The sequence below is a fragment of the Streptacidiphilus sp. PB12-B1b genome (genome assembly GCF_014084125.1).
Classification (GTDB): Bacteria; Actinomycetota; Actinomycetes; order Streptomycetales; family Streptomycetaceae; genus Streptacidiphilus.
Map to the genome: position 1 here is coordinate 7,253,658 of NZ_CP048405.1, position 21,213 is coordinate 7,274,870.

Below are 21,213 nucleotides of genomic sequence, written 5' to 3' on the forward strand. Positions count from 1 at the left end.
GGGCCAGCCGTTCGGAGCAGTCGGGGTAATTCTTACGGACTACGAACGCCGGTGCGGTGAGCCGGTTCTGACGGCTTTTCTGCGCTTAGTGTGATGAGCACGCCGACGGCCCGGGGCTCACTCCAACGGACCGTGAATATCCGCCGTACCGCGCGGAATTCACGGTCTCGTCGGTGTCGTCGAAAGTCCGCTGTCCCGATTTGCATGCGCAGGGAGTTTCCCGATGAATTCCAGCACCCGCAGCACCCGCAGCACCCGTTCGAAGCGCACCGCCCGGCTGGCCGCCGTCGGCGCGGTGATGGCCGCCGCCACCGCGCTGCTGGCCGCACCGGCCCAGGCCGCCACCGCCGCCCATGCGACGGCCGCCCGCGCCGCCGACTCGGCCGTGTTCGTCCAGAGCAACAACGTCAACGGCAACACCGTGGTGGCCTACGACCGCGCCGCCGACGGCCGGCTGACCCAGGCCGGGGTCTACCGCACCGGCGGCCTCGGCGGGGTGCTGGCCGGGTCGGCCGTGGACCACCTGGCCTCCGAGCACTCGCTGACCTACGACCCGGCACATCACCTGCTCTACGCCGTCAACGCGGGCAGCAACACCGTGACCGTGTTCCAGGTCTGCGGCGACCAGCTGGTCCGGCTCCAGGTGATCGGCTCCGGCGGGGAGTTCCCGGTCAGCATCGCCGTCCACGGCAACCTGGTGTACGTGCTGAACGCGCTGGACGGCGGCTCGATCCAGGGCTTCGAGCGGACCGGCCGGGGCCTGGTGCGGGTCGCCTCCTGGCACCGCGCGCTGGGCCTGGACCCGGCCGCGACGCCGCAGTTCACGCACACGCCCGGGCAGGTCTCGTTCACCCCGGACGGCTCGGCGCTGGTGGTCACCACCAAGGCCGGCGCCAACAGCATCGACGTCTTCCCGCTCGGCCGGCACCAGGCGCCCTCGGCCGCACCGGTGACCGATGTCGAGGCCGGTACCGTGCCGTTCGGCTTCACCTTCGACCGGGCCGGGCGGCTGGTGGTCACCCAGGCCGGGCCCAACGCGGTCGCCACCTTCACCGTGCACCGCAACGGCACCCTCACCCCGCTCGGCTCGGTGCCCACCGGCCAGTCCGCCACCTGCTGGATCACCCGGACCGGCAACCACCTGTACGCCTCCAACGCGGGCAGCGGCACGGTGTCCGGCTTCCGCTCGGGCCCGGGCGGAGAGCTGACGGCGCTCGGCAACACGGCCACCAACGCCGGTACCGTGGACGCGGCCGCCTCCGCCGACGGCCGCAACCTGTACGTGCAGACCGGGGCGGCCGGCATCGTGGACGAGTTCCGGGTGCACCACAACGGTTCGCTCACCGCGATCGGCTCGGTCACCGTGCCCGGCGCCGTCGGCGGCGAGGGCATCGCCACCACCTGACGTCACGTCAATCCTGATGTGCAGAAGGACTCCCGCGGGTCGCGCACCCTCGGGGTGCGGACCCGCAGGAGTCCTCGGTGTCTCTCAGCAGTGCCTGTGGCCCAACTTGGCCCGGATCACAGGACGGTGGAGAGGGTGAACGCCTGCGTGGCCGTGCCCGCGGCGTTCTTGGCGGTGAGCGTGAGCCGGTAGGTGCCCAGCAGCGCCGCCGTGGTGCCGGAGATGGTGGCGGTGCCGTTGCTCCCGGCGGTGAACTTCAGCCCCGAGGGCAGCGCCCCGGACTCGCTCAGCGTCGCCGCCGGGTAGCCCGTGGTCTTGATCGTGAAGCTGAACGGCACTATCCCCAGCGCCGTCGCCGAATCGGCGGTGGTGAACACCGGCAGCTGATTGACCGTCAGATCCAACTCCTGGGTGGTGCTTCCGACGCCGTTCCGGGCGGTCAGGGTCAGCGGGTAGACGCCGTCGGCGGTGACCGCCGGTGTGCCGGAGAGGGTCGCGGTGCCGTTGCCGTTGTCCTTGAAGGCCACCCCGGAGGGCAGCGCGCCGGACTCGGTCAGCGTGATCGGCGCGGTGCCGGTCGTGGTCACCGTGAACGTCCCGGCCTTGCCCGCGGCCAGGGTCAGCGCCGCAGCACTGGTGATGACCGGTCCGGTGGACTGGCTGACCGTGACCGTCACCGTCTCGCTGCCCGCACCGTTGGCGTTGGTCGCGGTCAGCACCACCGGGTAGCTGCCCGCCGTGCCCGCCGCCGCCGTACCGGAGATGGAGCCGGTGCCGTCGCCGTTGTCCTTGAAGACCAGGCCCGAGGGCAGCGCGCCGCTCTCGGTCAGGACCGGCGCCGGGTATCCGGTACTGGTCACCGGGTAGCTGCCGGCGGTGCCGGTGCTGAACGCCGCCGTGGCCGGGCTGCTGACGGCGGGCGTGGACGACACCGTGAGGGTGAAGTCCTGGGTGACCGAACCGGAGGCGTTGGCCGCGGTGACCGTCAGCGGATAGCTGCCGCCGCTGCCCGCCGCCGGGGTTCCGGCCAGCGTCGCCGTGCCGTCGCCGTTGTCGGTGAAGCTGACGCCGCCGGGCAGTGCCCCGGACTCCTTCAGCGCCGGGGCCGGCGCGCCGGTGGCGGTGAGGGTGGTGGTGAAGGCGGTGCCGACGCCCGCCGAGGCGGTCGCGGCACTGGTGATCAGCGGCGCCGTGTTCTGCTGCAGCGTGGTGCTGCCGCTGCCCGCGACGGAGGTCCACGCAGAGAGCGTGCCGCCGTACGCCTGGCCGAAGGCCGCGCCGTTGACGGTGGTGCCGGTCGGAGCGGTGATCGGCACCGCGACGGCCGAGGTGCCCGCGTTGGCGACGGTCACCGCGCCGTCGGTCTCCGAGGCGGTCACCGTCCCGGCGGCCTCGGCGGCGCTCCAGGCGGTCTGCTCGCCGAGGATGTCGCCGATCGCGCCGAGCGTGGGCTGCTCGTACGGGGTGAGCGGGCTGAAGTAGCTCGCGTACTGCGCCAGCAGCGGGTTCAGCACCGAGTACAGCAGGCCGTCGCCGGTGGTGTCCGGCGTGCTCGGCGGCGTCCCGGTGGTGGCGGGCCCGGCCGGGGGCGCGCCGATGATGTTGGTCTGGTGCACGTAGCTCGGCCGCGGGTCGTTGCTGAGCATGTTCTGCATCATCCCGGAGACCACGCTGTTGACGATGTCGGCGAAGGTCGCCGGGGCCGTCTCGCAGGTGGTCGTCGAACTGGCCTGGCACTGGCCGCCCATGGACGGCGGCTCGTACAGGGTGTTGTACTCGTCCACCTCCTGGGCCTCGGTGGAGGCGTTGTAGTAGATGTTGATCGGGTGGCGCGGGGCCACCTGCGCGGTGCCGTCCAGGAAGGCCTGCGCGGGCGCGTACGCCGCGCCGTTGTAGTCCGCGCCGATGCCGAACTGCGCGTCCGGCGGGTTCGGGTACGCCTTGGAGGCGTCGTCGCCGACGTCCTTGATGCCGACGGCCTCCAGCGCGGGGATGAAGTACGGGTTCTGCTCCCAGGGGCCCTCGACCGCGTTCTCCTGGGTCGGCGGGGTCCAGCCGGGCTGCGGGGTGCCCGAGGCGCCGGTGTCGGTGTAGCTCAGCTCCTTCTCGCCGCCGCCGGTGACGTCGGTGGTGGACGCCGGGTCGCCGGAGCTGTTGTCCGGCAGGGTGGCGGAGGAGGGCGTCGCATAGGTGTCGATCAGCGACCAGTCGTTGCTGCCCTGCGCCTCGCGGTAGATCTGGTAGTCCGAGGCGTGGCAGATGGCCTCCATCTGCAGCGTCACCGAACCGCCCTGGGGCACGGTGATCGGCGCCGTGACGTACGCCGCCGACTGGCCCGCGCTCGGCGAGTCGGTGAACTGGTCGGTCACCGCGTACACGTAGCTGCCCGCGGCCAGGCTGCCGCCGGTGCCGCCGTCGGCCTCGTCCAGGTCCGGCGGGTCCACCGTGGCCGGGTTGCCGGGGACGAGGTCCGCGAAGCCGGAGTGGTTGCCCGGGACGAAGACCTGCGGGTTCTCGTAGCCCAGCGCCTGGCTGGCGTCGGTGCTGCTGGTCAGGCCCAGGCCGCCGGTGCCCGGCGTGCTGCCCGGCTTGCCCGCCGCCCAGCTGGTGTTCTCGTTCAGCTCCGCCTCGATGTAGTTCTGCGTCGCGCAGCCCACATCCATGTACGGGGTGTCGTAGGTGTGGCTGAGCCAGCCGAAGTCGTCGGCGTACGGCTTGCCGGTCGCCGGATCCTTCTTCTGGAACTCCGCCAGCACCGGGTCGGCGCCGGAGTTGTTCGCCTGGTACTCGACACTGCCGCCGCCGTTGAACAGCTGGTCCATGCGGAAGTTGTTCGCCTGGGACCAGGTGGCCGCGTAGTCGACGTCGGCCGCGCGCATCCGCAGCGCGTCGGCGTCGGCGTAGTCGATGGTGTGGTCGGCGGTGTCCCAGGCGTCGTCCGGGGTGAAGGTGTCGTCGATGTCCATCTCGACGTAGTTGCGGTACAGCCCCAGGTGCATGCCGTCGGTCACCCAGTTGATCAGGCCCGGGGCGAGCAGCAGCCACTGCGTCTGCGCGGCGTTATAGTCGAAGCCCAGCGTCAGCTCCACCACTCCCGCCTGCGCGTCGGTGCCCGGGTGCTGGTAGACGGCGGCCAGGATGCCGCCGTCGGAGTTCTCCAGCCACGGGGTGACCGGGGCGCCCGCGACGGCGGACGCCGGGTAGCCGTACGAGCCGGTGCCGAACGGGATGGTGCCCTTCAGCTCCGGCAGGGCCTGCAGCCCGGCCGCGGTGAGCCGGCCCGAGGTGCCGTCCAGCGCCCCCGCGCCGGTGTCGGTCAGGCCCAGCGCCGGGTTCGGATAGCTGTAGCCGTCGACCTGCCGGACGGCGAACGCCGACTCGTACGCGTCCAGCGCGGTGAGCTGACCGGCGGCGAAGTACGTCGGCGAGTCGGCGATCACCACGCCGTTGTAGGCGCCGTGCGTCCCGCTGGACAGCGCGGGCAGCGACACCGTCTCGCTGCCCGCCGCGCCGGCCGCGTCGACCTCGGTGAACGGCACCCCCTCGGTGGTCAGGGCCGACGCCCAGGCCGCCGTGGTCGGATCGGCCGCGGCCCCGCCCACTCCCCCGACCAGCAGAACTCTCAGATCCAGCTGCGGCGGCGACGCTGCCGCAGCCGCCCCTGCCGGAATCGCGGCCCCCGCTGCCGCGATCAGGGTGGCACTGGCCAATGCGGCCATCCACCCCTTTTTCCCTTGCCTCATTACCTGACCCTCCCATGGCACGTGCATCTGCAACCTCATCGGGCTGCGGCGCCAGAATGGCAGGAGGAGTGCGCGGTGTATGGCGATTGCGGAGAGATTCAGCGAGAGACCCCGGTATATACGAACACCTGTATGTGCGGTTATTCGATGTACGACAAGAAGAAACCCGTGCGGGTGATTATCGGGAAATCACCTGCACGGGCCGAGTCGTGTCGGTCGCGCCCTTGCGAGGGGGTCAGTTGGCCGGGCCGCTCACCAGGTCCACGGTGGCGCTGTGCTGCGCGCCGCTGCTGTCGGTCCAGACGACCGCCACCCGGTCACCGGGGTTGTGCGAGGCCATCAGGGTCGTCAGCTGGTCGGCCGTACCGACGGTCTTGCCGCCGACCGAGGTGATCTCGTCGCCCTGCGCCAGACCGGCCTGCGCGGCCGGGGAGCCGGCGATCACCCCGGCGACCGGCGCACCGGCGGCCGTGCCGGAGCCGGTGCCGGAGCCCGTCCCCGAGCCGGTGCCCGAGTCGCCGTTGCCGGAGCTGCCCGAGCCGGTGCCCGAGCCGCTGCCGAAGCCCTGGCCGGTGCCCGAACCCGCGCCCGCGCCGCTGGACGACGAACCGGTCGAGACCTCGACGCCCAGGAAGGCCGTCGGCCCCACGTGCACCGCGCTGCTCGCGGTACCCGCCTCGATCTGCTTAGCCACCGCCGAGGCGGTGTTGATCGGTATCGCAAAGCCCTGCGGCTCGGCCTGCTGCTGGAAGCCGGAGGAGCCCGAGGACTGCGAACCGGCGGTGTCCATCCCGATCACCGCGCCGGAGGAGTTCACCAGCGGCCCGCCGGAGTCGCCCGGCTGGACGTTGGCGTTCACCTGGATCATGCCGGTCAGCTGCTCGGCCGACCCGGTCACCTCGTCACTCGCGGTCACCGACTGGTCGACGCCGGTCACGCTGCCCGCGGCGGCCGTCGGGGTCGCCCCGGTGCCGCCCGCGTTGCCGATCGCCGTGACCGAGGCGCCGACGGCGACCTGGGAGGAGTCGGCCAGGGTCGCCGTCGCCAGCCCGGAGGCGTCCTTCAGCTGCAGAACGGCCATGTCACCGGTGCGGTCGTAGCCGACCACGGTCGCGGTGTAGGTGTGGCCGTTGCCTATGTCGGTCGCGGTGATCGTGGTCGCCCCGGCGATCACGTGGTTGTTGGTCAGCACCTCGCCGTTGGAGGTCAGCACAATCCCGGTCCCGGCCGCCTGGATATCCTGGTAACCGAGAGTGGTATTGATGTCCACCAGCTCAGGATCCACCTTGGCGGCGACGCCGGTGGCGCTGCCGCCACCGGTACTGCCGCTGCCACCGCTGCTGCTGCCGCCGTTGGAGCCGCCGAACTGCGGCTGGGACGGCTGGACGGGCGCGGTCGGGCTGGACCCGCCGGCCGACGCGGACGCCGCCGGACGCCAGACGCTGCGCCCGAGGCCGACGCCGGCCGCCAGCGCCACCGCCGCGACCACCACGAAGGCCACCAGACTGCGCACCCAGTGCCGCTTGGGCGGCACCGAGCCGTAGCCATGGCCGTGGCCGTAGTACGAGGCCGTGGGCGGGTACGGCGGCATGGGCGGCGGCATCTCGGCCGACGGCGGGATGATCCGCGTGTCGTCCTGTGGCGCCGGGGGCGGACCCCAGCTGCCGCCCGTGCCACCGGCTCCGGTCGGCGTTGCTCCGTGACTTGTGCTCATGACGGCCCCCAAACGGTTCTGGACCGGGCGAGCTAAGCGGTGCTGCCCTGCCTCCATCATGCGAGCTACCAACTGTAAGTACCGTGAGCACTGCATGAGAATGGAGGCAGGACTGCCTCCGCTCCGATCCTCGGCCCCGGCCCGCCCCGGCGCGACGCCAGTGGGCCGATCAGGTGAGGAGCCGCCACGGGCACCGGATATCCGAGCACGGCGAACGCAGCTCGGCGGTCGTCCGAGCGGGCCGGGGACGACGCTGTTGTCCCCGGCCCGCTCAGTCCAGGGTGCGGGTGGAGTGCCGCAGCCGCAGCGCGGTGACGATCTCGAAGACGCCGAGCGCGGCCAGCCACCACCCGGCCAGGACCGCCAGCACGACGATGCTGGTGACCGGCGAGGTGATCAGCACCATCCCGGCCAGCACGCTGACGATGCCGAGGAAGACGATCCAGCCGCGTCCGGGCAGTTCCGGGGCGGTGATCGCGGCGGCCAGTTCGGCGAAGCCCCGGAACAGCCAGCCGATGCCGATCCACAGGCCGAGCAGCACCACGGACTGTTCCGCGCTGCGGAAGCACAGCAGCCCCAGCACCACCGACAGCGTCCCGCTGGCGAACATCAGCACCCGCGTCCCCGCGCCGAAGCGGTCGTTGAACGCGTGCGCGAACTGCAGGATGCCACTGAGCAGCAGGTAGATGCCGAACAGCACGGCCACGACCACCAGCGTCTTGCCCGGCCAGACCAGGGTGAAGACGCCGATGAGCAGCGTGCCGACGCCCAGGGCCAGGGCCACCGGCCAGGACGCCCTGGCCAGCAGGCCCGCCAGCGGCGTCCCGAGGATCGCGTCCTCGGGCCCGTCTCCGGGTCCGCTGCCGGGCCTGGTGCCGGGCCTGCTGTCGGGCGGGACTCCGTACGACATGGCGGTTCCTCCGGGTCGAAGCCTGGGCGGAATATGCACCTTTATGTCATGGTTGGTCGGTCTCCGCCATCCGGGCGGGCGCTGGATCGGGCGTGTGCGAGAGTTGTGCCATGCATCTCGTCCCGGCCGAGCGGGCCCAGCAGGCGTCCATCGACGAGCACCGGGCGTGCGAGGCGATCGAGGCGTTGGGCGAGCCGGGGCACGTCGCCGCCTGGGCTGCCCGCTTCTCGCTGCTCAGCGATCCGGGCCGGCTCTCGCTGCTGCTGTGCATCCGCCACGCGGGCCCGATCAGCGTCACCGACCTGGCTCTGGCCACCGGCATGAACGCGACCACCGTCTCGCAGGCGCTGCGGTTGCTGAAGACCGCCAACGCGGTCACCGGCATCCGCGACGGCCGGGTGGTCCGCTACCGGCTGGCGGACCAGACCCTGGACGCCGTGCTGGCCATGGCCACCCCCGCGACCGCCGTCCATGCGCACGCTCACGCGCACGCCTCGGCCACCCACGCCCACACCTCGGCCCAGCAGTGAAATTTCTTGCAGGCTGATTCTGAAAAACTTTGCAGAAACTCTTGACGACGCTGCGGGGGCGGCGCGATCGTCAGTGCGTTCACCCAGCCGGTCACCCTCGCGGCTGGCTCCGGCCGGGACAGCCGCGGGCCGGCCGCCGCGGCGGCGACCGCTCTCCCCACCCCCACCCGGGAGCCGCACATGACACCCCTGCGCACATCGACGTCCGCAGCGCCGCCCCGCACCCGCCCCCGTCGCCGGTTCGGGCCGGGCGGGCTGACCCTCGCCGGAGCCCTGGTCGCCGGGACGCTGCTGCCGCTGACGCTCGGCGGCACCGCGCACGCGAGCAGCCCGAACGGCGGCGACGTGATCGCCAACCTCTTCGAGTGGAACTGGCCCTCGGTGGCCGCCGAGTGCACCAGCGTGCTCGGCCCCAAGGGCTACGGCGCGGTCCAGGTCGCCCCGCCGGAGGACTCCATCCGCATCCCGGGCAGCAGCCACCCCTGGTACGACGTCTACCAGCCGGTGGGCTACGACCTCAACAGCCGGATGGGCGACGAGGCGCAGTTCCAGTCCATGGTGGCGACCTGCCACGCGGCCGGGGTCAAGGTCTATGTGGACGCGGTGATCAACCACATGTCCGGCAACGACCAGACCAGCACCGACTCGTACGGCGGCGACGGCTTCAACGTGTCGTCCAAGACGTACTCCGAAGTGCCGTACGGCCCGGCCGACTTCCACACCTCCCCGGCCAACTGCCCCAACGCCGACATGTCCATCCAGGACTGGAACAGCCAGACCCAGGTGCAGGAGTGCGACCTGGAGGACCTGGCCGACCTCGACACCGAGTCGGACGACGTCCGGGCGAAGATCGCGGCCTACCTCAACAAGCTGATCGGCTACGGCGTCGACGGCTTCCGGGTGGATTCGGCCAAGCACATCAACCAGGCCGACATGGCCAATATCGAGTCCCGGCTGAACAACACCGCGTGGGGCCAACGCCCTTACGTGCTCCAGGAGGTGGCGCTGGGCGGCACCGGGAACCTGGCGCCCTCGGCGTTCGAGGGCAACGGCAGCGTCATCGGCTTCGACTACGCGGACGCGCTGAAGGCGCAGTTCCAGGGCAGCATCGCCAACCTCAAGACGTTCGGCCAGAGTTGGGGGTTGGAGCCGAGCGACAAGGACGGCGCCATGGTCGCCAACCACGACACCGAGCGCGACGGCTCCACGCTGAACTACAAGAACGGCTCGCAGTACACCCTGGCCACCGAGTTCATGCTGGCCTGGAACTACGGCGTGCAGCCCACGGTCTACTCCGGCTTCGCCTTCGCCGACGCGAACGACTCGCCGCCAGCCGACGCCAACGGCTTCGTGACCGCCACCGACTGCTCGTCCGGCGCCTGGGTCTGCACCGACCGGGTGCCGGGCATCGCCAACATGGTGGGCTGGCACAACGCGGCCCAGGGCCAGCCGGTGGCGAACTGGTGGGACAACGGCGGCAACGCCATCGCCTTCAGCCGGGGCAGCGGCGCCTGGATCGCCATCAACAACGGCTCCTCAGCGGTCACCGAGACCTTCACCACCGGCCTGGCGGCGGGCAGTTACTGCGACGTCATCCACGGCGACACCACCGCCGCGGGCGGCTGCACCGGCCCCGCGGTCAGCGTGAACAGCTCCGGCCAGGCCACGGTGACGGTCAACGCCGGCGACTCGGTCGCCGTCTACACCAAGGCCGCCTGCAGCACCGGCTGCACCCCCACCGCCCCGGCGGCCGGCACCGTCTCGGAGACCTTCAACGAGACCAGGACCACGGTGTGGGGCCAGAACGTGTACGTCGTCGGCTCGATCCCGGCGCTGGGCGACTGGGATCCGGCGTCCGCCGTCCCGCTCTCCTCGGCCGGGTACCCGGTGTGGAGCGGCACCGTGCAACTGCCCGCCGACACGTCCTTCCAGTACAAGTACATCATCAAGGACGGCTCGGGGAACGTCACCTGGGAGGACGGCGGCAACCGCAGCGCCAGTACCGGCGCCTCCGGTTCGGCCACCCTGAACGACACCTGGCAGTAGGGCAGTAGCCCGCACCGGGACTCCAGCACCGCGTGGGCGGCGGCCGCACCCCCGGCCGCCGCCCACGCGCGTCCGTCCGGCTGCCGTGCGTCGCTGGGGCACGGCAGCGGCTCGCGGCCTGATAGCAGGTCCATGACAGGCGTACAGGTATACAATCCCCGTGGCCCGTTTCACGCAGCGTTGCGCACTGTTCTTCAATTGGCGCAGCCGGCCAAGGGGTTGGATATCCCAACCACTCGGTGAACCATTCCCCACGGAGTGGTTCACTCGGTAGCCTAGGCGGGCGCACCGGACCAATTCAAGTGCGTACAGGAGCCCTTGGCCCTCACTCAAGTGAGGGGACGATTTCGAGAGGTGGCGCATGGCTGCTGCCCGACAGCCGCGGACGCTGGCTGAGAAGCTCAACGGACTGATCGCCGCCGTCACTCCGAAGGACCGCCAGTCGCCCTACTCCGACAACGAGATGTCGGCGCTGATCAGCGAACGCGGCCTGCTGCGCATCTCCGCAACCAACATCGCCAACCTGCGCAGCGGCCGCAACGCCAACCCCACCATGGGCACCATCGACGCGTTGGCGCAGTTCTTCCACGTCCCGCCCGGCTACTTCCACCAGGACGCGCTGCCGCCGGAGGTGGAGCGCGGCATCGCCGAGGAGATCGAGGCCGCCACCCTGCTCAAGGACCTCGGCGTGCGCTCCATCGCGCTGCGCTCGGCCGGTCTGGCCGGGGAGGACCTGGTCCCGGTCCAGGCCATCCTGGACGTGCTGCGCCGCGCCAACAACCTTCCGCCGATCGCCGATCCGGTCACCGCCCAGACCGCCGAAGGCAGCAGGGAACCAGGGGCTCCGGCGTCCCCGTGATGGTGACAGGATGGGTCATCGTCCCGAAGGAGACAGACATGTCGCGGTCGCTCCGTCGGCAGTGCGCGAAACTCGTCAAGGATCTGGACCTGCCCTCGCCATTCGACCTCGAACAGTTCTGCCGCAACCTCGGCGAACTGCGCGGACGCCCGCTCACCCTGATGGAGATCGACCTGCCGTCCGCGCTGCCCTGCGGCATGGTGGCCGCCCTGGACGACCGCGACATCATCTTCATCACCGCCGGGCTGACCGGGCCGCACCGCGACGTGGTCGGGCTGCACGAGATCGGCCACCTGATCGCCGGGCACCTCACCGACCCGCTGGCCCACCCCGACGCCGGCCGCTTCGTCTACACCCACCTCGATCCGCGCCTGGTGCGCAGCATCAACGGCCGCAGCAACTACTCCACACCCGAGGAACAGCAGGCGGAGCTGATCGCCACCATGCTGTTCGCCCGGATCAACCGCTTCACGGCCGAGTCGCAGTGGTCGATCGCCGGCGGCGAGGGCGGCGTCGTCGACCGGATCAGCCGCTCGCTCGGCGACGGCACCACGCCAGGAGCCCCGTGAACAGCGTCCTCTACCCCATCGCCGCCGTCACCGCCTGGCTCGCCTGCCTCTACAAGGCCCGCGACCTGCGCCGCCGGCGCAACCTGCCGCTGGTCGCGGTGGTCGCCGCGTTCGTCTGCCTCGGCGGCATCTTCTTCATCGCCTCCCCGGACGTGTGGGTGGCCCTCGACCGCGCCGCCCACTACCCGAACCTGGCCATCCTGGTCAGCCAGGGCCTGGTCATGCCGTACACCTTCTGCGTGCTCGCCGCCTGCGTGCTGTGGCGCTACCCGCCGCACCGGGCACGGCAGTTGATCCGGCGCTCGGGGCTGGCGCTGACGGCCGTGGTGGTGCTGATGGCGGTGCTCTTCCTGGCCGCCCCGATCAGCGCCGAGGACCCGACCACCTACGTGCCGGACAACGCCCGCCAGCCGTACATCAACGCGTACCTGATGGTCTACATCGCCACCTACGCGGTGCTGCAGATCGTGGTGGTGCGGATCACCCTGCAACTCGCCCGGATCGGCGGCCGGCCCTGGCTGCGCCGCGGCCTGCGCATCAACGCCTTCGGCAACCTGCTGGCGCTGCCCTACTGCGCGGTGCGGATCGCCGACGTGGCGCAGCGCTGGGTCGCCCTCGACGCCGGACGCTTCGAGGACGTCGCCCGGCTCGCGGTCGGCATCGGCGTGCTGATGCCGCCGATCGGCTGGACCATCCCCCGCTGGGGCCCGCGGCTCTCCGCCGCCGCCGACTGGGCCCGCGCCCACCGCCCGTACTGGCGGCTGTACCCGCTGTGGGACGCGCTGACCACGGCCGTCCCGTACGTCGTGCTGGACACCGGCGACCGGGCCTCGCTGCTGGGCGGGCGCCGTCGGCCGGGCCGGGTGGCACTGCGGGCCGGCTACCGGCTCACCCGCCGGTACGTCGAGATCCGCGACGCCCGGCTGGAGCTGCGCCCCTTCCTCGACCCGGGCGTCGCGGCCGCCGCCGAGCAGGCGGGCGGCCGGGCCGGGCTCGCCCCGGACCAGCTCGCCGCCGTGGTCGAGGCGGCCCGACTCGCCGCCGCCATGCGGGCCGTGGCGCTCGGCATCACCCCCGAGCGGACCGCGCTCGCCCCGCAGCGCGACGCCCGCACCGGCGCCGACCCGGGCGGCGCCGACGCCGCCGCCGAGATCGCCTGGCTGGTCCGGGTCGCCGCCGCGCTCGTCGACTCCCCCGTGGTCGCCTCCGTGCTGGCGGACACCGATCCGCACGGCCTGCAGCCGACCAGCCGCACCTGACCTGCCATCACCACCGGAGAAGCCATGTCGCCCCACGCCCCGACGCCGTCCGACACCGCCGCCCTGCCCAGCCTGGACACGGCGTTCGGCCCGGACCCGTACCCCCGGTACGCGCAGCTGCGCGAGGCCGCGCCGGTGCACCAGGTCCTCGGCCCGGACGGCGTGCCGATCTGGCTGGTCACCCGGTACGCCGATGCCCGCGCCGCGCTGGCCGACCCCCGGCTGTCGCTGGACCGCCGCAACGCCGCCCCCGGCAAGTACGCCGGCCTGTCGCTGCCCCCGGTGCTGGACGCCAACCTGCTGAACATGGACGGCGCGGACCACTCCCGGCTGCGTCGCCTGGTCGCCCCGGCGTTCAGCGCCGCCCGGATGGACGCCCTGCGCGACCGGGTGCGCGAGGTGGCCGCCGGGCTGCTGGCGGACGCCGCCCGGCAGAGCGGCCCGGTGGACCTGGTCGAGGCGTACGCCGCGCCGCTCTCGCTCACCCTGCTCTGCGACATCCTCGGCGTCGACCGGGCCGAATCCCGGCGCTTCCACGGCTGGACCGCGCTGCTGCTGGCCCCGGCCACCGCGACCCGCGCCCAGCTCCAGGAGGCGCTGGAGGGCGTGGTCGCCTCGCTGGCCCGGCAGATCGCCGCCAAACGCGCCGAGCCCGGCGCGGACCTGCTCTCCGCCCTGGTCACCGCGCACGACGGCGACGACCGGCTGAGCGCGGACGAGCTGCTCAGCCTGGCCTTCCTGCTGCTGCTCGCGGGCTACGAGAACACCATCAGCGCGATCACCGCGACCGTCCTGGCCGTGGTCACCGAGCCGGGCCTGCGGCAGCGGGTGGCCGCCGACCCGGCCGTCGTCCCGGCCCTGGTGGAGGAGGTCATCCGGCACGACGGCCCGGTGGAGCTGGCGATCCGGCGCTTCCCGGTGGAGGACCTGGAGATCGGCGGGGTGCTGATCCCGGCCGGGGAGCCGGTGCTGATCGCCGTCGGCTCCGCGCACCGCGACCCGGACGCCTTCGACGACCCCGACGCCCTCTCCCCGGAACGGCCCCGGACCGGCAGCGGCCACCTGGGCTTCGGCCACGGACCGCACTACTGCCTGGGCGCCGCCCTCGCCCGGCTGGAGACCACCACGGCGTTGAGCGTGCTGCTGGAGCAGCACCCGGAGGCCGTCCTGGCGCTGCCCCGCGAGGAGCTCCGCCGACGCCCCTCGATCCGCACCCGCGGCCTGGCCGCACTGCCGGTCCTGCTCGACCCGGCACAGGGCGAACCGGCACAGGACGAAGCGGCACAGGGCGAAGCGGCGCAGGACGAACCGGCGGGACCGGCGGCGGACGGCGCCGGGGTCGGCAGGGCCTGACCGGTCAGCCGGCTGCGGGCGCGGCCAGTCGGCGCAGCACCGTGCCGCAGCGCCGGGCGTACAGGCGCTGGAACAGCGGGACGAGCGGCCCGGCCGCCCGGGTGTACCAGCACGCCGGGCGGCTGAAAGCGGTGACGGTGAACCAGACCCGCCCGTCCGGGGCCAGCTCCACCAGGAACGCCTCCTCGCCGCACTCCGGGTGCCCCGGCAGGCTGCCGTAGCCGAAGCCGCGCCGGTCCGGCTCCTCGACCGCCCAGACCACTTCGCACAGCCCGGCCGGGCCGATCCCGCCCCGGCCGATCAGCACCCGCACCCGTACGCCCGGCCGGGCCCGGTCGTCCGTGGCGGTCACCCGCACCCCGATCGCGCGGTGCATCCGCCAGCTCAGCACGGCCTCCCCGGCCGCCGCGCACACCTGCGGCCCGCTGCCGATCAGGGTCCGGTGCCGCAGGTGCCGGTAGCCGGCGGGCAGCGGCCCGGCCTCGGCGCCGGGCAGCCCGCCGGCGGCCGGACGGGTGGCGCCCACCTCGGGATAGCTGAACCCGTCGTCCATCGCGCCTCCGCTCCACGGCCCCCGGTGTGCGCCTTCAGCCTAGGCCGTGGAGCTTCGCGTAGTTGATGGCGGCGGCGCGGTCCCGGGAGCCGGTCTTGGCGAAGATCCGGTTGATGTGGGTCTTCACGGTGTGGCTGCTGACCACCAGCCGGGCGGCGATCTCCGGATTGTTCAGCCCCTGCGCGATCAGCGCCAGGATCTCGGCCTCGCGCTGGGTCAGCCCGTCCGGCAGCGCCACCGGCTGCTGCACCGGCTGCCGCTCCGGCTGGGCGGACGCCGGTGTGGACGCCGGGCCCGGCTGCGGGGCCATCGCGGCAGCCAGCAGCGTCGCCTGGACCCGCGGGTCCAGCACGCTCAGCCCGCCCGCCGCGGCGTGCAGCGCCCGCGCTATGTCGGTGCGGTCCGCGTCCTTGGTCAGGTAGCTGCGCGCCCCGGCCTGCAGCGCGTCCAGCACCGAGTGGTCGTCGGCGTAGGTGGTGAGCACCACCACGGCCACGCCGGGATGCTCGGCGGCCAGCCTGCGCGTGGTCTCGATGCCGTCCAGCACCGGCATCCGCAGGTCCAACAGGATGGCGTCGGGCCGCAGTTCGGCGACGAGTTCGAGCGCCCGCGCGCCGTCGGGGGCGTCGCCGACCACGTCGATGTCGGGCAGGCCGCCGAGGAGCAGCACCAGGCCCTCCCGGACGCTGGCCTGGTCGTCGGCGATGACGATGCGCAAGGGGGCGGCGGAGCCGGTGGCGGTCATGTGATCAGTGTGGCGGGTCGGGCGTCCGCCGTGTCGTCGCTGTGCGGAAGCTCCGCCGTCACCGTCCACCGGCCGTCCTGCGGACCGGCGGCCAGGGTGCCGTTCAGCAGCCGCAGCCGCTCGCGCATCCCGATCAGGCCGTAGCCGCCGTCCACGCCGCTCCTCGGTTCCCCGCGCGGGGCGCCGCCCTCGCCCAGGGCGTTGGTGACGGTCACCCGGGTGAGCCCGCCGGTGTACTCCAGGCGCACCGCGACGGACTGTCCGGCCGCGTGCTTGGCGGCGTTGACCAGGGCCTCCTGCCCGATGCGCAGCAGCGCCACGGTGGCGTCCGGCGGCAGCGCCCGGGGAGCGCCGTCGACGTCGAAGCTCACCTGGGCGCTGTGGTTGCGGGCGTGCGCCTCGGCCGCCCGGGCCATCTCGTCGGCCAGCGGAAGCGCGTCGGTACGCAGCGCGTGGACCGCGCGCCGGGTCTCGGCCAGCCCCTCGGACGCCATCCGGTGCGCGGTGTTGAGGACGTCCACCGCCCGCCCGATATCCTCCTGGTCGGTCAACACCGCCCGCGCGACCTGGATCTGGATACTCAGCGCGCCCAGCGAGTGGGCGAGCACGTCGTGGATCTCGCGGGCGATGCGGGTGCGCTCGTCCAGCACCTCGGTCCGGCGCTGCTGGGCCTGCAACTCCCGCGCCTGCGCCAGCATCGCCTCGGACTGCGCCAGCATGGCCTCCGACTGCTCGGCGGATATCCGGTAGGCGCGCCGGTTATGGCCGATCAGCAGGCCGACCAGCAGCAGCAGCGGATATCCCAGGACCGTGCCGATGCTGTCGCCGTAGACCACGGCGCCGATCTCGACCGCCAGGATTCCGCAGCCCAGCACGGTCCACCCGGCAATCAGGGCGATGTCGCCGCCCGCGGCGACCGCGGCCGTCACCGCGAAGGCCACCAGGCTGTCGCCGTGCGGCAGGGTGCAGCCGAGGCTTCCGGCGACGCAGAGCACCCCCAGCAGCGGCACCATCCGGGCGCGGTCGCGCTCGCCGGACGGGTGCAGTTCGAGCCAGGTCCAGGCCAGCAGGCCGAGCCCGATCAGCGCGTAGACGGTGATCTGCAGGACCCGTGAGGGCAGGCCGACCGGGCCGCCGAGGAAGACCAGCACCCCGACGACCGCGAAACCGAAGGCCCGGGCCAGGCAGATCGTCGTACGCAGCATCCCGGCATTATCGCGCCTCCACGACAGCAGTCCCGACGCTCCGTGCACAGCAGGCTCCCTGGTCGTACCTGTCGCCCACCAGGCGGTGCGCGCGCACCCGGCCGCGCGGCCGGGCTCCGCCACGGTACGGACCGCTGCCGCCCGGCCGCGTCGGAGCAGGGGTTGACCGGCGGGTTGAGACCGCCGCCCCGGGCCTGGTACCGCGCCCGCCGCGCGGATCATGCCGGAGGTCAGCCCGGACTCCGATCCGCCGATCGCCGCGGACGGCGAAGGTAGTGCCATCAGCCGCCAGTTCACCAGTTCACCAGGGAGTCAGCCATGATGTCCGAACTCACCGAAGCCATGATCGTCAACGGCACCGTGCTGGTCGCCGTGCTGCACAGCGACCTCGGCCGGCACAAGAAGGTCGGCGCCTTCCGCATCCTGCGGCCGCTGCTGATGGCGGGCGGCATCGTCCCGCTGTTCCTGGAATCCCCGGTCACCCACGGCAGCGGCCTGGCCGTGGAGCTCGCCGGTGTCGCCGCCGGGCTGGTGGCGGGCCTGGCCGCCACCGCGCTGATGACCGTCCACCGCAGCCCGCAGACCGGCAAGCCGGTCAGCCGCACCGGAGCCGCCTACGCCCTGCTGTGGACGCTGGTGATCGGCGCCCGCGCGGCCTTCTCCTACGGCTCGGTCCACTGGTTCCCCACCCAGCTGGCGAGCTGGGCCGTCGCGCACCAGGTCAGCGCCGCCGCGATCACCGACGGGCTCATCTTCATGGCCGTCGCCATGCTGCTCACCCGCACCATCGGCCTGGGCCTGCGCGCCGCCGCCCTGCCGCCCGCCACCGGATTCGGCAGCGCGCCGCGCGTCGCCGCCGCCCGGGTCTGATCATGACCGGCCCGGACGGAACCATGAGCGACGCGTGAACGTCCCGCTCATAAATGACTGTCATATCGCGCCCGTCCGTTCACTTCCGGACCTTCGGTCTCCGCCGCCAGGCGGGCGACGCGACGTGGCCGGGAACGCGGAGGGGCGCATGAGCAGGCAACGATCGGCCGGAGAGGACGTCCCGGCCGACGCAGCGCCGACCGGGGACGCCGACGGCGGGGCCGCAGGCGCGGCCGACAGCGCAGCCGAGGGCGGGGCCGATGGCGGCGCCGATGGCGGAACCGGCGGCGAGACCGTCCCGGACGACGGGCCGAGCGGCAGACGGCCCCGGCGCCGGAGAGCCCTGCGCATCCTGGCCCTGGCCACCGCCGTCGTGACCCTGGTCTGCGGCTCGGGGGCGTCGTATGTCTACTTCCACCTGCAGAGCAATATCAAGAGCGCGCCCCTCTTCACCGGCGACAACCGGGCGGCGGCGGTGGGCGTGGAGAAGCCGGACCCCCTCGGCCGGACCCCGCTCAACCTGCTGCTGATCGGATCCGACACCCGGGCCACCGCGGTCGACGCGGCGGACGGCGGCGACGCGGGCAGCGGCGCCAACGCGGATGTCGAGATGCTGGTGCACCTCTCGGCCGACCGCAGCAACATCACGGTGATCAGCATTCCCCGCGACACCGTCACGCAACTGCCGTCCTGCGCGGGCGAGGCCACCGCGCAGATCACCAGCAGCCTGCAGTACGGGCCCGCCTGCACCGCCGAGGCCGTGCACAAGCTCACCGGCATCACCGTGGACGACTACGCCATGGTCGATTTCGGCGGCGTGGTCAACATATCCAACGCCCTGGGCGGCGTGAATGTCTGCGTCAGCAGCAATATGTATGACGTCTACTCCGGGCTCAAGCTCACCGCAGGCACGCACACGCTGGAGGGCAAGGCGGCACTGCAGTTCCTCCGCACCCGGCACGCCTTCGGCAGCGGCAGCGACAGCAGCGACCGCACCTCCGCGACCCACATCTTCTTCACCGACATGATCAACAAGCTGAAGGACTCCGACACCCTCAGCGATCCGATAGCCATGTACCGGATCGCGGACGCGGCCACCAAGTCGCTGACCGTCAGCCCCGGCCTGGACAGCATCCCCAAACTGCTGAATCTGGTGGACGACCTGAACAAGGTGCCCACCGACCGGATCACCTTCACCACCATGCAGAACGTCCCCTACGACGGCCCGAACATGGCCGAGTGGGGCGAGGACGTGTCCGAGGACACCAGCCAGGCGCCCGCCCTGTTCCGCTCGGTCATCAACGACCAGTCCCTCACCCCCGCCGCCCCCGCCCCGTCCGCCTCCGCAACGGCCACCGCATCCGCCTCCGCATCGGCCACCGCCACCGCCACGTCGTCCCCGACCGCAGCCCCCACGCCCACGCCCACCACCGCCCCCACCGCGCCGCCGCTGTCCTCGATCACCGTCACCGTCCGCAACGGCACCAGCGTCTCCGGGCGCGCCGACGCCATCGCCGCCGAACTGACCGGCGACGGCTTCAACCCCGCCACCGCCGGCTACCCCGACACCGCCGCGCCCGCCACCACGACGCTCGACTACGGCCCCGGCGACGCCGCCCAGGCGCAGGAGACGGCCGCGATCCTCGGTCTGCCGTCCACCGCCCTGCACCGGACCGACGACAGCGGCCTGACCCTGGTCGTCGGCGGGGACTGGACCAGCGGCGACGCCTTCCCGCACTCCACCCCCTCGGCCGCCCCGCTGGACACCGCCGCCGCCCTCAGCGGCACCGCCCCGCAGACCGCCGACCAGGACAACCGCTGCGCCGTGGTCGGCACCCAGTACACCGAGCCGGGCCACACCCCCCAGTCGGAGTTCGCCGACAACCCGGACGTCCCCAACTCCGCCCCCTGACCGCCGCAGGCCGGGCCGCCGCCCGGCTGGAGCAGGGCGACGACGAACAGTGCGAAGCCGCTCACGATGACGCCCACCCGGACGTAGTGGTAACGGTCCCACCGCCCCACCTGCTGCTTCCAGTCCGCCGGCGCGCCCTCCAGGCTCCAGGTGGCGACCCGCGCGTTGATGGGCACCAGCAGCAGGAGCGACATCACCACGCTCAGCACCAGCAGCGCCGCGCCCGCGGCGATCAGCGGGGCGCGCGCGTCGCCCCAGGCCAGCGCCGCCCACGCCGAGCCGAGTACGACCGAGCCGACGTACCAGAACGGCATGATCCGGCCGAGCACCCGGGCCCCGTCGCTGCGGGCGCCGAGCCCGCCGTCGTCCGGGAGCCGGTCCAGGATCGGATTGACGAACACCGCCACCGCGAACTCCACGCCCACCATCAGCCCGACCACGACGACCGTGACAGCGGCCAGTACGTCCTGCATGTCCCCTCCCCGGGGTGATTTCTAGCACTGCTAGGTTATGAATCGATGCTAGACATACCGACGCTTGGTTGTCTAGCGGTGCTAGCATCGCCGCATGCCGGTACACGAGCGCAAGGAACGCGAGCGGGCCAACCGCCACAGGCTGATCGTCTCCACGGCCCGCGAGCTCGCCGAGGCCCACGGCTGGGACGCGGTCACCACCCGCCGACTGGCCGAGCGGATCGAGTACAGCCAGCCCGTGCTCTACAGCCACTTCCGGGGCAAGAACGAGATCGTGGCAGCGGTCGCCCTGGAGGGCTTCACCGAGCTGGCGGCCGCCCTGCGCGCCGCCGCCCCGCAGGGCGCGGCCGACCGGCAGGCGGTCATCGCCCTGGCCCGCGCCTACACCGACTTCGCCGCAGCCAATCCGGCCCTGTACGACGCCATGTTCAGCCTCGACAACGGCCTGGCCTTCGCCGACGAAGCCACCCCGGCCCCCCTCCGCGAAGGTTTCCAGGCCCTGCTCGACCCCCTCGCCGACCACGCCCACCCGAACGACCCGGGCCTGTTCGCCGAAACCTTCTGGGCCGCCCTGCACGGCCTGGCCACCCTCACCCGGGCCGGCCGGCTCCCCGTCGCCCGGACCCCGACCGGCTCGCCCTCCTGGCCGACCGCTTCCTCCCCGGGGCCTGACCCGGCCCCGCTCGACGGTCCGGCCTGAGTGATCGTCACATACTCCCTGATCCGGCATGGTTGCGGTTCCCGGCCGCCCGTCGCCGGTGGACACAAGGCCGCAGCCGCGGCGATCGGCGCCAGGCGTCCGATCCGTCGCGGAGCCTTGACATGTCCGAATCCCTGCCCTAAACCTCTGTCTAGAGAGCGCTCTCCCAGGGTGGCGGGACGACATTCGGCGCGCTGAACCGCCTTTGTGCGGCAATTCGTTTCGTCATGCCCTGCCGCCGCCACCGCACCACCGACACGCCGCTGCGGACATCCGCGGATCCGGTCTGCGTCAGCCGCCCCGGCCGAGCCGGGGGCGCAGGTGCGAGCCGTTCGCGGACGTCTGCGGGCAGACTCCGGCCCCGGCC

The 21,213-nt window shown here is 72.6% G+C and carries 16 protein-coding genes and 1 pseudogene; 10 read left to right on the forward strand and 7 right to left on the reverse strand.

Features of this window, described 5'->3' with window-relative positions; translation table 11 throughout:
• Positions 1 to 223: 223 nt before the first annotated feature.
• Positions 224 to 1,405, forward strand: coding sequence for a beta-propeller fold lactonase family protein (locus GXW83_RS31585; protein WP_182446424.1), 1,182 nt, complete (start codon positions 224 to 226; stop codon positions 1,403 to 1,405).
• A gap of 116 nt (positions 1,406 to 1,521) precedes the next feature.
• Here the strand turns inward: GXW83_RS31585 and GXW83_RS31590 are convergent, their stop codons facing one another.
• The 3 genes from GXW83_RS31590 to GXW83_RS31600 form a co-directional block, all read right to left on the reverse strand.
• Positions 1,522 to 5,124: a putative Ig domain-containing protein gene (locus GXW83_RS31590; protein ID WP_182446425.1), complete on the reverse strand. Its 3,603-nt coding sequence runs from the start codon at positions 5,122 to 5,124 to the stop codon at positions 1,522 to 1,524.
• A 259-nt stretch (positions 5,125 to 5,383) separates the two neighbouring features.
• Positions 5,384 to 6,739: a S1C family serine protease gene (locus GXW83_RS31595; protein WP_182446426.1), complete on the reverse strand. Its 1,356-nt coding sequence runs from the start codon at positions 6,737 to 6,739 to the stop codon at positions 5,384 to 5,386.
• Positions 6,740 to 7,133: 394 nt separating this feature from the next.
• Positions 7,134 to 7,772 carry an HdeD family acid-resistance protein gene (locus GXW83_RS31600; RefSeq protein ID WP_182446427.1) on the reverse strand — a complete coding sequence of 213 codons (639 nt, stop codon included), beginning with the start codon at positions 7,770 to 7,772 and terminating at the stop codon, positions 7,134 to 7,136.
• 110 nt (positions 7,773 to 7,882) lie between these two features.
• On the opposite strand from GXW83_RS31600, the gene GXW83_RS31605 reads away from it, so the two are divergent.
• From GXW83_RS31605 to GXW83_RS31630, 6 genes are all read left to right on the forward strand, one after another.
• On the forward strand, positions 7,883 to 8,302 hold the full coding sequence (locus tag GXW83_RS31605; protein WP_182446428.1) for a helix-turn-helix transcriptional regulator: 420 nt from the start codon (positions 7,883 to 7,885) through the stop codon (positions 8,300 to 8,302).
• Between the two features lie 180 nt (positions 8,303 to 8,482).
• Complete coding sequence (locus tag GXW83_RS31610) at positions 8,483 to 10,348, forward strand: carbohydrate-binding module family 20 domain-containing protein (protein ID WP_182446429.1); 1,866 nt, start codon at positions 8,483 to 8,485, stop codon at positions 10,346 to 10,348.
• A 361-nt stretch (positions 10,349 to 10,709) separates the two neighbouring features.
• Complete coding sequence (locus GXW83_RS31615) at positions 10,710 to 11,207, forward strand: hypothetical protein (RefSeq protein ID WP_182446430.1); 498 nt, start codon at positions 10,710 to 10,712, stop codon at positions 11,205 to 11,207.
• A gap of 38 nt (positions 11,208 to 11,245) precedes the next feature.
• Positions 11,246 to 11,776: a hypothetical protein gene (locus tag GXW83_RS31620; protein WP_182446431.1), complete on the forward strand. Its 531-nt coding sequence runs from the start codon at positions 11,246 to 11,248 to the stop codon at positions 11,774 to 11,776.
• Positions 11,773 to 13,035, forward strand: coding sequence for an MAB_1171c family putative transporter (locus GXW83_RS31625; protein WP_182446432.1), 1,263 nt, complete (start codon positions 11,773 to 11,775; stop codon positions 13,033 to 13,035). The genes GXW83_RS31620 and GXW83_RS31625 overlap by 4 nt, the downstream gene beginning before the upstream one ends.
• Positions 13,036 to 13,059: 24 nt before the next feature.
• The gene (locus GXW83_RS31630; protein WP_182446433.1) at positions 13,060 to 14,388 is read left to right on the forward strand and encodes a cytochrome P450; all 1,329 of its coding nucleotides are present in this window, start codon (positions 13,060 to 13,062) and stop codon (positions 14,386 to 14,388) included.
• A 4-nt stretch (positions 14,389 to 14,392) separates the two neighbouring features.
• On the opposite strand, the gene GXW83_RS31635 is transcribed toward GXW83_RS31630, so the two are convergent.
• The 3 genes from GXW83_RS31635 to GXW83_RS31645 are packed head-to-tail and all read right to left on the reverse strand — an operon-like array spanning position 14,393 to position 16,891.
• Positions 14,393 to 14,941, reverse strand: a complete 549-nt coding sequence (locus tag GXW83_RS31635) for a DUF1990 family protein (RefSeq protein ID WP_182446434.1) — start codon at positions 14,939 to 14,941, stop codon at positions 14,393 to 14,395.
• Positions 14,942 to 14,975: 34 nt separating this feature from the next.
• Positions 14,976 to 15,686 carry a response regulator transcription factor gene (locus GXW83_RS31640; protein WP_182446435.1) on the reverse strand — a complete coding sequence of 237 codons (711 nt, stop codon included), beginning with the start codon at positions 15,684 to 15,686 and terminating at the stop codon, positions 14,976 to 14,978.
• On the reverse strand, positions 15,683 to 16,891 hold the full coding sequence (locus tag GXW83_RS31645) for a sensor histidine kinase (protein ID WP_182446436.1): 1,209 nt from the start codon (positions 16,889 to 16,891) through the stop codon (positions 15,683 to 15,685). The genes GXW83_RS31640 and GXW83_RS31645 overlap by 4 nt, the downstream gene beginning before the upstream one ends.
• 318 nt (positions 16,892 to 17,209) lie before the next feature.
• Here GXW83_RS31645 and GXW83_RS31650 point away from each other — a divergent pair, with 318 nt between their 5' ends.
• Together GXW83_RS31650 and GXW83_RS31655 are read left to right on the forward strand one after the other, a co-directional pair.
• The gene (locus GXW83_RS31650) at positions 17,210 to 17,761 is read left to right on the forward strand and encodes a hypothetical protein (protein WP_182446437.1); all 552 of its coding nucleotides are present in this window, start codon (positions 17,210 to 17,212) and stop codon (positions 17,759 to 17,761) included.
• Positions 17,762 to 17,909: 148 nt separating this feature from the next.
• A complete protein-coding gene (locus GXW83_RS31655) occupies positions 17,910 to 19,673 on the forward strand; it encodes an LCP family protein (RefSeq protein ID WP_182446438.1) in 1,764 nt (587 codons plus the stop codon).
• 32 nt (positions 19,674 to 19,705) lie between these two features.
• Here the strand turns inward: GXW83_RS31655 and GXW83_RS31660 are convergent.
• Positions 19,706 to 20,146, reverse strand: a pseudogene (locus tag GXW83_RS31660) (anthrone oxygenase family protein); the annotation flags it as partial.
• Between the two features lie 94 nt (positions 20,147 to 20,240).
• Between GXW83_RS31660 and GXW83_RS31665 the strand changes: the two are divergent.
• On the forward strand, positions 20,241 to 20,846 hold the full coding sequence (locus GXW83_RS31665; RefSeq protein ID WP_182446439.1) for a TetR/AcrR family transcriptional regulator: 606 nt from the start codon (positions 20,241 to 20,243) through the stop codon (positions 20,844 to 20,846).
• Positions 20,847 to 21,213 lie beyond the last annotated feature (367 nt).